Origin of the sequence: Bradyrhizobium tropiciagri (assembly GCF_018130545.1) — a bacterium.
In the GTDB taxonomy this organism is placed as follows: domain Bacteria; phylum Pseudomonadota; class Alphaproteobacteria; order Rhizobiales; family Xanthobacteraceae; genus Bradyrhizobium; species Bradyrhizobium tropiciagri_A.
Genome location: NZ_JAFCKF010000006.1, coordinates 571,608 through 585,951 on the forward strand (window position 1 = coordinate 571,608; position 14,344 = coordinate 585,951).

Here is a 14,344-nt window from a genome sequence, read left to right on the forward strand (position 1 = left end):
GTTTCATCACCAGCACGTCATCAGGAATCCGACGCTTGTCGCAGTCCGGATCGGCTCAGTCGCTCAATGCGTAGGCGATGACGTAGTCGCCGCGCTTGGTGCCGAACGAGTCGTGGCCGCCGGCCGCGGTGACGATATATTGCTTGCCATCGGCCTCGTAGCTCATCGGCGTCGATTGCGCGCCTGCGGGCAGGCGGTCTTCCCACAGCACCTTGCCGTCGCGCACGTCGTAAGCCCGGATCGTGTACTCATAGGTGCCGGTGTAGAATGCGACGCCGCCGGCGGTGGTGATCGGCCCGCCGAGCATCGGCACGCCCATCTTGAACGGAAGCGGCAGCGGCGTGGTGTCCCGGATCGTGCCGTTGGGATGCTGCCAGACGATCTTCATCGTCTTCAGATCGATCGCGGCCATCGAGCCCCATGGCGGCCGGTAACACGGCACGGAGAGCGGCGAGAGGAAACTCGAAATATCGACGCCGAACGGCGTGCCGTACATCGGCTGCGTCCCGACCTCGCTGCCAACCGGTTTCTCCGCGGTCGGCGCCGGAGGATTTTGCGGGCCGCGCGGAATCAGCCGTGACGCGAACGGCAGCGACATCGGATTGGCGATCGCGATCTGGCGCACAGGATCGATCGCGATGCCGCCCCATTCGAACATGCCGAGATTGCCCGGGAAGACCAGCGTGCCCTGCAACGACGGCGGCGTGAACGTGCCCTCGTAGCGCAAGCGGTGGAACATGATCCGGCACAGCAACTGGTCGAAGATCGTGCCGCCCCACATGTCGGCGCCGGTCAGCTTCGCCTCCGGCCGGAAGCTCAGCTCGGAAAACGGCTGCGTCGGCGCGCTGCGGTCACCGGGCGCGGGGCCCTGCGGCACCGGACGTTCCGGGGCCGGCACGATCAGCTCGCCGGTCCTGCGGTCGAGCACGAAGATGTTGCCCACCTTGGTCGGCTGGATGATCGCGGGAACGACGCCCTTGGCCGTCGTCACATCGACCAGGCTCGGCTGCGAGGGCACGTCCATGTCCCAGAGATCGTGATGCACGGTCTGGTACGACCAGACGCGCTTGCCGGTGTTGACGTCAAGCGCAACGATCGAACTCGAGTAGCGCTCGACCAGCGCATCGCGATTGCCGCCCCAGATGTCCGGCCCGTTGTTGCCGGTCGGGATGTAGACCAGGTTCAATTTCGGATCGAACGAGGCGGTGATCCAGGAATTCGGCGAGCCGTTGGTGTAATGGCGCTCCGGGGATGGCAATGCATTCTCGTCTGCCGCGCCGGAGTCCCACGCCCAGACCAGTTTGCCGGTGTAGACATCGAAGCCGCGGATCACACCCGACGGCACCTCGACCGCGTAATTGTCGATCACCGCGGCGGCAACGACCAAAATCTTGTCGCTGACGACGGGCGGTGAAGTCGGCTCGAAGAAGCCCGCGGTCTTGATCCCCATCCCTTGCTGCAGGTCGAGGATGCCGTGATCGGCAAAACTCTCGCACGGCTTGCCGCTGTCGGCGTCGAGCGCGATCATGCGGCCGTCATTGACCGGCAGGAAGATCCGCCGCGGGCATTCGGCGGGTGCCGAGCTGCCGCTGGAGTCGACGGCGCCGGCCGTGGTCTCGTGATAGGAGACGCCACGGCAGGTCATGTGCTGGAACGTCTTGTTGTGCACGAGCTTGGGGTCGTAGCGCCAGCGCTCGGTGCCGGTCTTGGCATCGAGCGCGAACAACACCTGATGCTGCGAGCAGAGATAGAGCGTGTCGCGCACCTTGATCGGCGTGACCTCGAAGGTCGTCTCGCCGGAATCCTCCGGAGTCTTCACGTCGCCGGTGCGGAAGGTCCAGGCGACCTTGAGCTTGCCGACATTGTCGGGCGTGATCTGCTTCAGCGGCGAATAGCGCTGTCCGAATTGCGTGCGTCCATAGGCGCGCCAGTCGCCATCCGGTTGCGGGTCGGCTTCGCTTTGCTGCACGGCCACGCCGGTTTCGGCAATCGTGCCATTGATGTCGTGATAGCTCGACAGCAGCGCAGCCAGGAGCGCGCCCGCGGCCGCCACGACGCCGATCCAGAGCGGCGCCGTCGCGCGCGCGTAGGACACCGGCTCGTTTCGCAGCAGCCCGCGAACGATCACCGGCGTCAGCAGCCAGAGCGCCATCGGGAAGATGACGTCGCCACGCGCTGCGAGCGGCCACCAGTCAAATTTCACCTCGTGGACGGCCCACGCCAGCGTTGCGACCAGCACGATCGCAAACAGCCACAGCGCCTGACGGCGCTGCGCCAGCAAGAGCGCAGCCGTGGCGAGAATGCCGATGCCGAGGATGATGTAGAAGATCGATCCGCCCAGCGCGGCGAGCCAGATGCCTCCGCCCGCAAGGACCGCGCCGATCACGGCGTAGACGATGGCTGTGATGAAGACTGCCCGCGATCGCTGCATGGCCGCACCAGTGCGGAGGAGGCACCGGGCTTGTCCCGCGCAAGCGCAACAGACCGCGTCCGCTTTCAAGAACTGTGGTTCAGTCAACCGCAACTTGCAACTGGGAACTGCGACGTTGGTGCAACACACGCGTGCAAAGTTGCCATGCAAGACCTGCGAAGCAAAATCGTTCAAAATGACCGCGCATTGTTCAGCAAGCAGCAACAGCAAGCGAGTGCTGACGTAAAGGTGACGGGCTTTAGCGAATTTTGAATCGACGCGCTCTTCCAGTTCTGCGCAGGCGCTGCTCTATACCGTCAGCCAGATTGTCCGGCTCGCAGGAGAGGCAACATGACACTGAACCCTACGGCCAGGAATTACAGCGTCGCGGTCGCCGCCTACGAGGCGGGCCGGCCGAGCTATCCCGCTGAGATCGTCGCCGCGCTGCCGCTGCAGGCCGCGCGCTGCGTTGTCGATCTCGGTGCCGGAACCGGCAAGTTCACCCGCCTGCTGCTTGAGAATCTTCCCACGTCCGCGCGCCTGGTCGCGGTCGAACCGGTCGCGGAGATGTCGGCCAAGCTGGCCAAGGAAGCGAATGTGGAGGTCATCAACACGCGCGCCGACGCGATCGATCTCGACAGCGGCAGCGTCGATCTCGTCACTTGCGCGCAGGCGTTCCACTGGTTCGACAATGAAGCGTCGGTCGCCGAGATCGCGCGGCTGCTGCGTCCCGGCGGGACGCTGGCGCTGGTCTGGAACAACCGGGACGACCGCGCGCTGTGGGTCGACGCGCTGTCCGTCATGATCGAGAAATATGCGGGCGATACGCCTCGGCAGCGCTCGGGGCACTGGCGCTGGATACTGAAGGATCCCCGCTTCACATTCGAGCAGGAAATCGTGCAGGACCACCCGCATCGGATGCCGCGGCAAGGCGTCTATGAGCGCGTCGTGTCGACGAGCTATGTCGCCAATCTTCCCGATACGGAGAAGGCCGGTATTCGCGACAAGACCGATGCCATCCTGCGTGAAGCCGGCCTCGGCGATGCCGACGAGGTGGTGTTTCCCTATGTCACGCAGCTCTTTCTGCTGAAGCGCACCTAGGGCGTTTTCGAGACGCATCGCCGCTCGACGGCCTGCTTCAGGCGCGGCAGCGTCATGCGCCAGTAGAACGCGACATGCTTCGCGCCGGAGTCTGCACCGATTTCCCATCCGTTGCCGCGGCGGATCGGCGACGGCGGCACCTGCTGGGTCACTGTCAGCACCGTCTCGCCGCCGTCAGCCGCGAGCGTCATCGTGATCGTCGCATAGCATTGCGGAACATCCGGCAGCCCGGAGACTTGCGACCAATAGGAATATTCGAGCAGCATCGGCGGTTCGATGCGGATGACGCGGCCCTTGTCGCGGTAGTGCTTCACGCCGATCTCCGCCTCGATCTCGATCGGCGCACCGATCTGCCAGTCGGTCGTGAAATGCGCGTTGCGCCAGGTCTCGCCCGCCTTGGGATCCAAGATCGCGTCCCACACCTGCGTTGGCTGTGCGGCGATGCGGATCGATTCGGTGACGGACAGGAAGGCCGAGGTTTCGTTCGTCATCGCATGCTCACTTGTCGCCGACGATCTTCCATTTTCCATCCGCCCCACGCCGCAGCGCCGGATCGCCGATCCGGATGTTGCTTGCAAGAAAATCGATGAAGGCGCGCACCCGCGCAGGCAGCGGGCCGGCATGGCCGACATAGACCGCGTGGATGTCCTCGCGGTCGCCGGGATTGAGGTTTTGCAGCACCGGCACCAGACGCCCGGCCTCGATATCAGGGCCGATGTGGAACAGTGCCAGCCGTGCGACGCCGATGCCGCCGAGCGTGAGCTGGCGTGCGGTCTCGCCATCGCTGGCGCGGGCGACCGGCGGCGGCAGCGCCTCCTCGATCTTTTCGGCGCGGCGGAACGGCCAGCCGCGGATGCTGCGCGGGAAGGTCCAGCCGATGCCGCGATGGGCGGCGAGGTCGGCCGCGGTCTTCGGCGTGCCGAAGCGGGCGAGATAGGACGGCGCGGCAACCACCGCCATGCGGCTGGTGCCGAGCTTGCGCGCGATCAGCCGCGAGGCGCCGAGCGGGCCGGCGCGGATCGCGACATCGGCGCGCGCCTGCATCAGATCGACCAGCGTGTCGGTCAGCACGACGTCGAGCGTGATGTCGGGATGCTCGCGCATGAAGCGCGGCAGCAGCGGCATCACATGCAGCATGCCGAACGGGATGTTGCTGTTCACGGTGAGATGGCCGCGCGGCACGCATGAAGCGGCTTCGCGCTCGGCTTCGTCGATATCGGCGAGGATGCGCTGGGCGCGCTGATAGAAGGCCTGGCCTTCCTCGGTCAGTTGCAGCTTGCGGGTGGTGCGGTTGACCAGCCGCGTGCCGAGCCGGGTCTCGAGCCGGGAGACCAGCTTGCTGACGCCGGATGGTGTCTGGCGCAGGCTGTTCGCGGCCGCGGTGAAGCCGCCGAGATCGACCACGCGGACGAACACGTCCATCTCGCCGGAGCGGTTGCTGTCTGTTCGGGCCATCTTGAATTCACGTCACAAATGATTGGATTGCGGCCATTCTAGTCCTTCTCCGCCCGGACCGCTATGTCGCATTGCGGAATCCTCACGCTCCGGAGCGACACATGCCTGCTGCAGTCCTTGCCTTGACCGCCGGTGCCTTTGGCATCGGCACCACCGAATTCCTCATCATGGGGCTGTTGCTGCAGGTCGCCGCCGACATGCATGTGTCGGTCTCCGCGGCAGGCCTGCTGATCTCCGGTTACGCCCTCGGCGTCTTCGTCGGCGCGCCGATCCTGACGCTCGGAACGCGGCGGATGCCGCGCAAGGCGGTGCTGCTGGCGCTGATGGCGATCTTCACGCTCGGCAACGCCGCCTGCGCGCTGGCGCCGAACTACGAGCTGCTGATGGCAGCCCGCATTCTCACCTCGCTGGCGCATGGCACCTTCTTCGGCGTCGGCTCGGTGGTGGCGACGAGCCTTGTCCCGGAGGACAAGCGGGCGTCGGCAATCTCAACGATGTTCATCGGCCTCACGGTCGCGACCCTGCTCGGCGTTCCCTTCGGCGCCTGGTTCGGTCTGATGCTCGGCTGGCGCGCGGCGTTCTGGGCTGTGGCTGCGATCGGCGTGATCGCGTTCATCGTGCTGGCGGTGCTGGTTCCCGGCCATGTCGGCGCCAACGACAAGCCGGCGCCGCTGCGGGAGGAGCTTGCCGTGCTCGGCCGCCCGCAGGTCCTGCTCGGGCTTGCGATGACTGTGTTCGGCTTCGGCGGGCTGTTCGCGGTGTTCACCTATGTGCAGCCGATCCTGACGCGACTGACGGGATTCTCCGACGCCGCGGTGTCGCCGATCCTGCTGGTGTTCGGCGCCGGACTTGCGATCGGCAACGTCGCCGGCGGGAAGCTCGCGGACAGGGGACTTGCGCGTGCATTGCTGGTGTCGCTCGGCGGTCTCGCCGCCGTGCTCGTCGTGCTGGCGGCGGTGGTCTCGATCAAGGCATTGGCAGTGGCGTTGTTGTTCGTGCTCGGCATCGCGTCGTTTGCAACCGTCGCGCCGCTGCAGCTTCGCGTGCTCGAAGCAGCCGGCGTCGAAGGACGGACGCTGGCCTCCAGCCTGAACATCGCGGCCTTCAATCTCGGCAACGCGCTCGGCGCCTGGGCCGGCGGCGTCACCATCGACCGCGGCCTTGGCCTCGGTGCGCTGCCGCTGGTCGCCGCAATCATCACCGCAGTCGGACTGCTGCTCGCGTTGTGGAGCCTGCGCCTCGATCGGCCGGTCGTGCTGGCTACGCAGTGCCCGGCCGAGTGAACGGCATCACAGGGAGTATGACCATGGAATACCGCAATCTCGGCGCATCCGGCCTCAAAGTGCCGGTGCTCAGCTTCGGCACCGGCACCTTCGGTGGCCAGGGACCGTTGTTCTCGGCCTGGGGCCGCAGCGACGCCAGCGAGGCGCGGCGGCTGATCGATATCTGTCTCGAGGCCGGCGTCAATCTGTTCGATACCGCCGATGTCTATTCCAGCGGCGCGTCGGAAGAGATCCTCGGTGCCGCGATCAAGGGGCGCCGCGACAAGGTCTTGATCTCGACCAAGACCGGCCTGCCGATGGGCGACGGTCCGCTCGATGCCGGCACGTCGCGCTATCGCCTCGTTGCCGCGGTCGACGCCGCGCTGCGCCGGCTCGGCACCGACTATATCGACCTGCTGCAGCTTCATGCCTTCGACGCCTTCACGCCGATCGATGAGGTGCTGTCGACGCTCGATACGCTGGTGCGCGCCGGCAAGCTGCGCTATGTCGGCGCCTCGAATTTCTCCGGCTGGCATTTGATGAAGTCGCTCGCGGTCGCCGAACGGCACGGTTGGCCGCGCTACGTCGCGCATCAGGTCTATTATTCGCTGGCCGGCCGCGACTATGAATCCGAGCTGATGCCGCTCGCGCTCGACCAGGGCGTCGGCGCGCTGGTCTGGAGCCCACTCGGCTGGGGCCGGCTCACCGGCAAGGTCCGACGCGGGCAGCCATTGCCGAAGAACAGCCGCTTGCACGAGACTGCGCAGTTCGGGCCGGCCGTCGATGACGAGAAGCTTTACGCGATCGTCGATGCGCTGGACACGGTCGCCGCAGAGACCGGCCGCAGTGTGCCGCAAGTCGCCATTGCCTGGCTGCTCACGCGTCCCAGCGTTTCATCCGTCATCATTGGTGCGCGCGACGAAGCGCAGCTGCGCGACAATCTCGGCGCGGTCGGATGGTCGCTCTCGCCGGACCAGATCGCGCGTCTCGACAAGGCCAGCGCGATGATGCCGGCTTATCCATATTACCCCTACCGCATCCAGGAGGGCTTCGCGCGGCTCAATCCGCCGCTGGTATAGGGCGCTCGCCGCGCGCCGGTGGCGCGCGGTTCAATCTCATGCCTCGTGCTTTGTCTCGCAAACCTGCCGGCGGTACTCCGCCGGCGTCACGTTCATGTGCTGCCGGAACACGCGATTGAGATGGCTCTGGTCGGCGAAGCCCGCGAGCAGGGCGATCTCCTTTAGCGCCACGCGATCCCTGCGCAGATGCTGGCATGCGTGCTCGACCTTGCGCTGCAGGACGTAAGCATGCGGCCGCATGCCGTAGTGGACGCGGAACTTGCGGGCGAACTGCACCGGCGTGCAATTGCAGATGTTCGCGAGCTCTTCGAGCGTGATGTTGCGCGAGATATTCTGTTCGACATAGTCCTCGATGAGCCGCGCATGTGCCGGCCTGAACCGCCCCTGCGCGCAGGGCATCTTGAATTCGATCGCGGCGTATTTGCGCAGGATGTGCACGCTGGCCTGCAACGCCAGCGCGTCGTAGCAGAGGCGTCCGCCGGGACCGCCCGTGGCGACCTCTTGGATCATCTGATCGTTGATCCAGGTCAGCATTGGGTCTTCGACCTTGAGCAGATCGTGAAGTTCGACCGTCTCGGCGTCGCGGTCGAAGGCATCGCTCGCGGTCTTCGCCATCAGCATTGGCGAGATGTAGAAATGGCTGACCTCGATGTCGTTCTTCCAATGCCAGCTCGACGGCTCTGCGCGCGTCAGAAGCGACGTGACGCCGCGACCGACGTGATCCTGTTTCCACGTGCCGCTGACACGGCGGTTCATCGATGTCACGCCGTCGCGATACAGCACGAGGAGGAAGTTCTCCGATGGCGGGACCCAGATGTCTGATGGCGCATAGCGGAAGATCCGCAGCCGGAAATCGTTGCGGCCAATCGGCGAACTATCCAGCTTCAACTCGCCGGGAGCGTAGCGCGGCAGTTCCTCGACCGTGATCAACTGGCTCATCGCGCGAGCCTCCTCCCTGGAAACCATCGGCGGTTGACCGCTTCTTCTTTGGCCGGACGGCAGAATAGGCCGCTTTCGCCGTTTGCCAAGGAGACCAATGGCCGACCTCGCGATTGCGCGGTCGCGTTCCAGAGATTGTCGGTTTCATTCAAGTCCCGACGACCGCAGGCGCCGTAGCCTCCTGTGCGTCCCGGCAGCCTCGTCCATGCCGCCGGGGTCCAAATTGGCGCAACGCACCGTCATCCGGGGGCATCCGGGTGGGAAAGGGCGTGCGAGAGACCAGACACAGGAGGAAATCATGACTGCGACCGCAACGAGGTCCAATGGAAGCAATGGCGCGCACGCGACATTCAAATTCGACGCCGTGGTGATCGGCGCCGGCGTCGCCGGTCTCTATCAATTGTTCCGCCTGCGCGAGCAGGGCCTGAACGTCAGGGCTATTGACGCTGGCTCAAGCGTCGGTGGCACGTGGTATTGGAACCGCTATCCCGGCGCGCGCTTCGATTCCGAAGGCCACACCTATCAGTATCTGTTCTCCGAGGACCTCTACAAAGGCTGGAGCTGGAGCGAGCGGTTTCCAGGACAACCGGAAATCGAACGCTGGCTGAACTATGTGGCCGACCGCCTCGACCTCAAGAAGGACATCCAGTTTGAAACCACGGTCAAGAGCGCGCATTTCAATGAAGCGACGCAGCGTTGGCAGGTGGCGACGGACAAGGGCGATGTGATCGACACCCAGTTCCTGGTCACCTGCTGCGGCATGCTCTCAGCCCCGCATGTGTCGTTCCCCGGACAGGAGACCTTCAAGGGCAAACTGTTCCATACCGCGCGCTGGCCGAAAGGACCGATCGAACTCGCCGGCAAGCGCGTCGGCGTGGTTGGCAACGGCGCGACCGGGATCCAGGTGATCCAGTCGATCGCCGGCGAGGTCGGCCATCTCAAGGTGTTCATCCGCACGCCGCAATACATCATCCCGATGAAGAACCCGAAATGGGACGCGTCAGATGCCGAAGCCTACAAGTCGAAGTTCAAGTTCCTCACCGAGCGGCTGCCGAAGACCTTCACCGGCTTCGAGTTCGACTTCGAGCACGCCTGGGCCGATCTGACGCCGCAGCAGCGCCGCCAGGTGGTCGAGGACTGCTGGAACGATGGATCTCTCAAACTGTGGGTCTCGTCCTTCGCCGAACTGTTCTTCGATGAAGCCGTCAACGCCGAGATCACCGAATTCGTGCGCGAGAAGATGCGAGAACGGATCAGGGATCCCAAACTGTGCGAGCAGCTGATTCCATCGGATTACGGCTTCGGCACCCACCGGGTGCCGCTCGAGAGCAATTTCCTCGAGGCCTTCCATCGGCCCAATGTCGAGATCGTCAGCGTCAAGGACAATCCGATCGCCCGCATCACCCCCGAGGGCATTCAGACTGCGGACGGCACCGTACACGAGTTCGACGTCATTATCCTCGCGACGGGATTCGACGCCGGCACCGGTGCGTTGACGCGGATCGATATCCGCGGCCGCGACGGCCGCTCGCTGAAGGAGGACTGGGGCCGGGATATCCGCACCACCATGGGCCTGCAGGTTCACGGCTATCCGAACCTGTTCACCACGGCGGTGCCGCTCGCCCCGTCAGCCGCGCTTTGCAACATGACCACCTGCCTGCAGCAGCAGGTCGAGTGGATCGACGATTGCATCAAGTACCTGCGCGGCAAGGACCTCATCGTCATCGAACCGTCCAGGGATGCCGAAGATCAGTGGGTGGCGCATCATGATGAGACCGCCAACGCAACGCTGATCGCCAAGACCAACTCCTGGTACCTGGGTTCGAATGTCGAGGGCAAGCCGCGCCGCGTGCTGTCCTATTGCGGTGGTGTCGGCACCTATCGCCAGAAATGCGACGAGGTTGCCGCGAGCGGCTATCCCGGGTTCGCCATGCAATAGCGCTACGCTTGTCAACAACAGAACACAGGAGGAAGACAATGAGCACGAATTTCAGTGCAGCCGCGGATGCGATCCTCGACGGCGTCGTGACTTCAAATCCACGCGTCCCTGGCGTCGTCGCGATGGTGACCGACCGGCATCGCAACATCTATGAAGGCGCCGCCGGCAAGCGCCGCCTCGACCAGCCGGCCGATATGACGACCGACAGCGTGTTCGCCATCTTCTCGACGACCAAGGCGATCACGGGCACTGCCGTCCTGCAGCTCGTCGAGGAGGGCAAGCTCGATCTCGACGCGCCGGCCAAGACCTATGCGCCCGACATCGGCAAGCTTCAGGTGATCGAGGGCTTCGACGACAAGGGCGAGCCGCGGCTGCGAGCACCGAAGCGCGACATCACGACCCGCATGCTGATGGTTCATAGTGCCGGCCTGAGCTACGATTTCATCAATCACACCTACAACCGACTGGCGCAGGAGAAGGGGCAGCCGAGCGTCATCACGGCATCCAAAGCCGCGCTGATGACCCCGCTGCTGTTCGATCCCGGCGAGCGCTGGGAATACGGCACCAACATGGATTGGTGCGGGCAGATCGTCGAGGCTATTACCGGCCGCCGGCTCGGCGAGGTCTTCAAAACGCGCATCTTCGAACCGCTCGGGATCATGGATGCGACGTTCGAGCTCACCGACGCGATGCGCCGCAGGCTCGCCGGCATTCACGCCCGCAATGCCGACGGCTCGCTCACGCCGATGGATTTCGAGCTGCCGGCCAATCCGGAAATCCACATGGGCGGCCACGGGCTTTACGGCACAATCGGCGACTACATGCGCTTCATCCGGATGTGGCTCAATGACGGCGCCGGCGAGCATGGACGCGTCCTCAAGGCCGAGACGGTGCGGATGGCCGAGAAGAACCATCTCGGTAACAACAAGGTCACCGCGATCACGGGCGTGATCACCTCGCTCGCCAACGATGCCGAATTCTTCCCCGGCCAGTCGAAATCCTGGGCGCTGAGCTTCATGATCAATGACGAGCAGGCTCCGACCGGCCGTCCCGCCGGTGCGCTCGGCTGGGCTGGTCTTGCCAACCTGTTCTACTGGATCGATCGGCAGAACGGATTCGGCGGATTCTGGGCGACGCAGATCCTGCCGTTCGGCGATCCGACGTCGTTCGTGGGCTACATGAACTTGGAGACCGCGTTCTACGAATCCCTGAAACTGCGCAAGGCGGGTTAGTCCCGCCGCGCCAGTTCGACTGCCGGCCGATCAACAGCGCTGCTGAAGCTCGGGGAATACCATGCGCATGCAGGCGCCGCCGGACGGCGCCTGATCGACCTCGATGCGGCCGCCGTGCAGGCGCATGATGGTCTGCACCAGATCGAGGCCGAGCCCGGCGCCGCGGCCGCCCGGATGCAGGCGGCGGAACGGCTCCAGGATCTGCTGGCGTGCGTCGGGCTGAACGCCGTCGCCGTCGTCGCAGACCTCGATCCGTCCTGTTGTCGTCACTCGAACCAGGATCGCGCCGCGGCGCTGCCCGTGGTCGATGGCGTTCTGCACGAGGTTGGTGAGCGCCCGTTCGAGTGCGGTCTGGTCGCCGGTCACCACGATCGTCTCGCCCTCCTGCTCAAAGGACATGTCGTATCCCGCCGCGAAGGCGAGCGGCGCGAGGTCGAGCACGACCTGCCGCGCGACGCCGACGAGATTGACCGGGCCGAACGTGTCGGTGTGCTGATCGAGCCGTTGCAGGTCCAGCAGCTGACCGGCCATCACGCTGAGGCGGGTGGCGTCCTCGAGCAGGTGGGTCTTCTCCGGACCGGCCTGCAATGAGGCGACCCGTGTCGAGAGGATTGCGATCGGCGTGCGGAGCTCGTGCGCAGCGTCGGCGAGGAAGCGGCGATGGCGCTCGTAACCCTTGTCGAGCCGATCGAGCGCGGCATTGATGGCCTTCACCAGCGGTGTGATCTCGACCGGGACGTTGTCGAGCGGTAGCTGCACGCCGCGCTGGTCGATGTCGATGCGCTCGGCCTGCGCCGCGACCTGGGCGAGACCGTTCATGGCCCGGCGCACCACGAACGGTGTCGCGACCAGCGTCGCCAGCGTCATCAGCACGACGATCGGCAGGATCATGTTGAGGAACAGCAGCGGCGTGCTCTCCAGTGCGCGCCACATCGAGAGCTCGCCGTATGTGCCGGTCAGGATCTGGACCCGTCCCGCCGATGTGTCGACCCATTTGACGAGACCTGCGGGCCGCATGGCTTCCGCCGCGTTCCATTTGAGCCGCGCCTCGCTGACATGATCGAGCGCTGAGGCGATCGGCGCGAATTGCGTCGGCACTACGCCCTCGGACAGCTGGTGTCCTTCGGTGTCGCGGATGATGAACCAGAGGTCGGCGTGTCCGGCGCGCAATGCGGCCAGTTCCGGCGTTTGGCGCAGCGTCAGCCCACCCGCTTCGTCGCGGATGACGGCGTCCCGCAGCGTATCGAGCGTGCTGCCTTCGTACTCGCCGATCAAGAGCCCCGCCCGCAGCAGCCCGATCGCGGCGGCCCCGATCAGCAGAATCAGGAGGGTCAACGCGATCGCCTGCAGGCCCGCGAGGCGCCCGACCAGGCGCCAGGTGAGGGACCGTGGTCGCAGCACGCTCACGGTGTCTCCCGCAGCACATAGCCGAGGCCACGAACGCCGTTGATGGTGACGCCGGCGTCGGCCTCGGCGAGTCTGCGGCGCAGGCGCGACACGTGGCTATCCAGCGCATTGGGCTGCACGTCGTCGTCGAGGCCGTAGACCGCCTCCATCAGTGCGGAGCGCTGCACCATGCGTCCCATCCGATGCAGCAGCGCCTCGAGCACCAGCCGTTCGCGGCGCGGCATCTCCAGTGGACGGCCATCGACGTTGGCCCCGCGATGGGTGAAGTCGAACGACAGGCGTCCGATCCGCGCGGCGTGTTGCTGCACATTGGCGGGCCGGCGCAGCAGCGCCCGCAGCCGCGCCAGTAGCTCCTCGAACGCGAACGGCTTGCCGAGATAATCGTCGGCGCCGCTGTCGAGGCCCGAGATCCGATCCGCGAGCTCGCCGCGGGCGGTCAGCACCAGCACCGGCACGGTGTTGCCGCGCGCGCGCAATTTCGGAATCAGCGTCAACCCGTCGCCGTCGGGCAATTGCCGGTCGAGCACGATCGCGTCGTAGCTCCCCGCTGCGGCGATCGCCTCGGCTTCCAGGAGATCCGGCGCATGATCGACCAGCATGTCGTGCCGCGCGAGCGCCGCACGCAGCGCCGCGACCATGTCCGGCTGGTCCTCTACCAACAGCACCCGCATTCGTCGCGTTACCTCCGCACCGGTTCGTCGTTCGATCTGCCGGTTTTATGTCTCATTCATTGCGGCAACCTTGCGAGTTTGTCAGCTCAAATGCGTCGCCGACCGAAATTTCGTGCGTGCGCAGATTTGCGACAGGCTGACGCAAGCTTCGCATGGGACAGATGCGCGCCAGGGGCATCTGCAAAGCGAAAGATTACGTGAATGACCTTGCCTACCAACCTTTGCCGCGGTACCGGCGACGCGCTCATCATGCGGGAGCTCCAGCATGTCAGCCGCTGACATCCTGCCGTTCTTCCGCGCCTGGGTGCGCAATCCGCTGCGCGTTGCCGCAGTTGCGCCGTCCGGACCAGCCGTCGCGTCGCTCATGGCGCAAGAGATTACCGCAGACACCGGTCCGGTGATCGAGCTCGGTCCCGGCACGGGCGTCTTTACCGATGCCTTGCTTCGCCGCGGTGTGAGGCAGCGGGATCTGACGCTGGTGGAGTACGGCTCCGAATTCATCCCGTTGCTGCAGCGGCGCTTTCCAGGTGCGCGGGTGCTCTGGATGGATGCAGCCTGGCTGAAGCGGGAACGGCTGTTCGAAGGGGCGCCCGTCGGTGCGGTCGTGAGCGGCCTCGGGCTTCTCATCATGCCGCCCGAGAAGGTCACGGCGATCCTCGATGGTGCCTTCGGCTATCTCCGCCCCGACGGGGCGTTCTACCAGATCACCTATGGTCCGCGCTGCCCGGTCGCAGATGCGATCCTGGATCGCCTTGATCTGCAGGCGAGCTGTATCGGGCAGACATTTCGCAACCTGCCGCCGGCGTCCGTCTATCGGATCAGCCGCCGCTACCCCTACGCTTGATCGAG

General features: G+C 65.2%; 12 protein-coding genes. 6 read left to right on the plus strand and 6 right to left on the minus strand.

Going from position 1 to position 14,344, the window contains the following annotated elements:
• Positions 1-55 precede the first annotated feature (55 nt).
• Positions 56-2,431: a glucose/quinate/shikimate family membrane-bound PQQ-dependent dehydrogenase gene (locus JQ616_RS27895; protein WP_212020090.1), complete on the minus strand. Its 2,376-nt coding sequence runs from the start codon at positions 2,429-2,431 to the stop codon at positions 56-58.
• Between the two features lie 330 nt (positions 2,432-2,761).
• On the opposite strand from JQ616_RS27895, the gene JQ616_RS27900 reads away from it, so the two are divergent.
• A complete protein-coding gene (locus JQ616_RS27900) occupies positions 2,762-3,511 on the plus strand; it encodes a class I SAM-dependent methyltransferase (RefSeq protein WP_212020091.1) in 750 nt (249 codons plus the stop codon).
• On the opposite strand, the gene JQ616_RS27905 is transcribed toward JQ616_RS27900, so the two are convergent.
• Both JQ616_RS27905 and JQ616_RS27910 read right to left on the minus strand, forming a co-directional pair.
• Complete coding sequence (locus tag JQ616_RS27905) at positions 3,508-4,002, minus strand: SRPBCC family protein (RefSeq protein WP_212020092.1); 495 nt, start codon at positions 4,000-4,002, stop codon at positions 3,508-3,510. The two genes, JQ616_RS27900 and JQ616_RS27905, sit on opposite strands and share 4 nt — an antisense overlap.
• Before the next feature lie 7 nt (positions 4,003-4,009).
• On the minus strand, positions 4,010-4,966 hold the full coding sequence (locus JQ616_RS27910) for a LysR family transcriptional regulator (RefSeq protein WP_212020093.1): 957 nt from the start codon (positions 4,964-4,966) through the stop codon (positions 4,010-4,012).
• 101 nt (positions 4,967-5,067) lie between these two features.
• On the opposite strand from JQ616_RS27910, the gene JQ616_RS27915 reads away from it, so the two are divergent.
• Both JQ616_RS27915 and JQ616_RS27920 read left to right on the plus strand, forming a co-directional pair.
• Positions 5,068-6,249, plus strand: a complete 1,182-nt coding sequence (locus JQ616_RS27915) for an MFS transporter (protein ID WP_212020094.1) — start codon at positions 5,068-5,070, stop codon at positions 6,247-6,249.
• 23 nt (positions 6,250-6,272) lie between these two features.
• The gene (locus tag JQ616_RS27920; protein WP_212020095.1) at positions 6,273-7,307 is read left to right on the plus strand and encodes an aldo/keto reductase; all 1,035 of its coding nucleotides are present in this window, start codon (positions 6,273-6,275) and stop codon (positions 7,305-7,307) included.
• A 36-nt stretch (positions 7,308-7,343) separates the two neighbouring features.
• Here the strand turns inward: JQ616_RS27920 and JQ616_RS27925 are convergent, their stop codons facing one another.
• The gene (locus JQ616_RS27925; RefSeq protein ID WP_212020097.1) at positions 7,344-8,246 is read right to left on the minus strand and encodes a helix-turn-helix domain-containing protein; all 903 of its coding nucleotides are present in this window, start codon (positions 8,244-8,246) and stop codon (positions 7,344-7,346) included.
• Positions 8,247-8,544: 298 nt separating this feature from the next.
• On the opposite strand from JQ616_RS27925, the gene JQ616_RS27930 reads away from it, so the two are divergent.
• Together JQ616_RS27930 and JQ616_RS27935 are read left to right on the plus strand one after the other, a co-directional pair.
• Complete coding sequence (locus JQ616_RS27930) at positions 8,545-10,185, plus strand: flavin-containing monooxygenase (protein ID WP_212020101.1); 1,641 nt, start codon at positions 8,545-8,547, stop codon at positions 10,183-10,185.
• Positions 10,186-10,223: 38 nt separating this feature from the next.
• Entirely contained in the window at positions 10,224-11,417 is a 1,194-nt protein-coding gene (locus tag JQ616_RS27935) for a serine hydrolase domain-containing protein (protein ID WP_212020102.1), read from the plus strand.
• Between the two features lie 30 nt (positions 11,418-11,447).
• Here the strand turns inward: JQ616_RS27935 and JQ616_RS27940 are convergent, their stop codons facing one another.
• Together JQ616_RS27940 and JQ616_RS27945 are read right to left on the minus strand one after the other, a co-directional pair.
• Positions 11,448-12,815 carry a sensor histidine kinase gene (locus tag JQ616_RS27940; RefSeq protein WP_212020196.1) on the minus strand — a complete coding sequence of 456 codons (1,368 nt, stop codon included), beginning with the start codon at positions 12,813-12,815 and terminating at the stop codon, positions 11,448-11,450.
• Positions 12,816-12,820: 5 nt separating this feature from the next.
• On the minus strand, positions 12,821-13,495 hold the full coding sequence (locus JQ616_RS27945) for a response regulator transcription factor (RefSeq protein ID WP_212020105.1): 675 nt from the start codon (positions 13,493-13,495) through the stop codon (positions 12,821-12,823).
• A 265-nt stretch (positions 13,496-13,760) separates the two neighbouring features.
• Here JQ616_RS27945 and JQ616_RS27950 point away from each other — a divergent pair, with 265 nt between their 5' ends.
• Complete coding sequence (locus JQ616_RS27950) at positions 13,761-14,339, plus strand: class I SAM-dependent methyltransferase (protein ID WP_212020111.1); 579 nt, start codon at positions 13,761-13,763, stop codon at positions 14,337-14,339.
• The last annotated feature ends 5 nt before the right edge of the window (positions 14,340-14,344 follow it).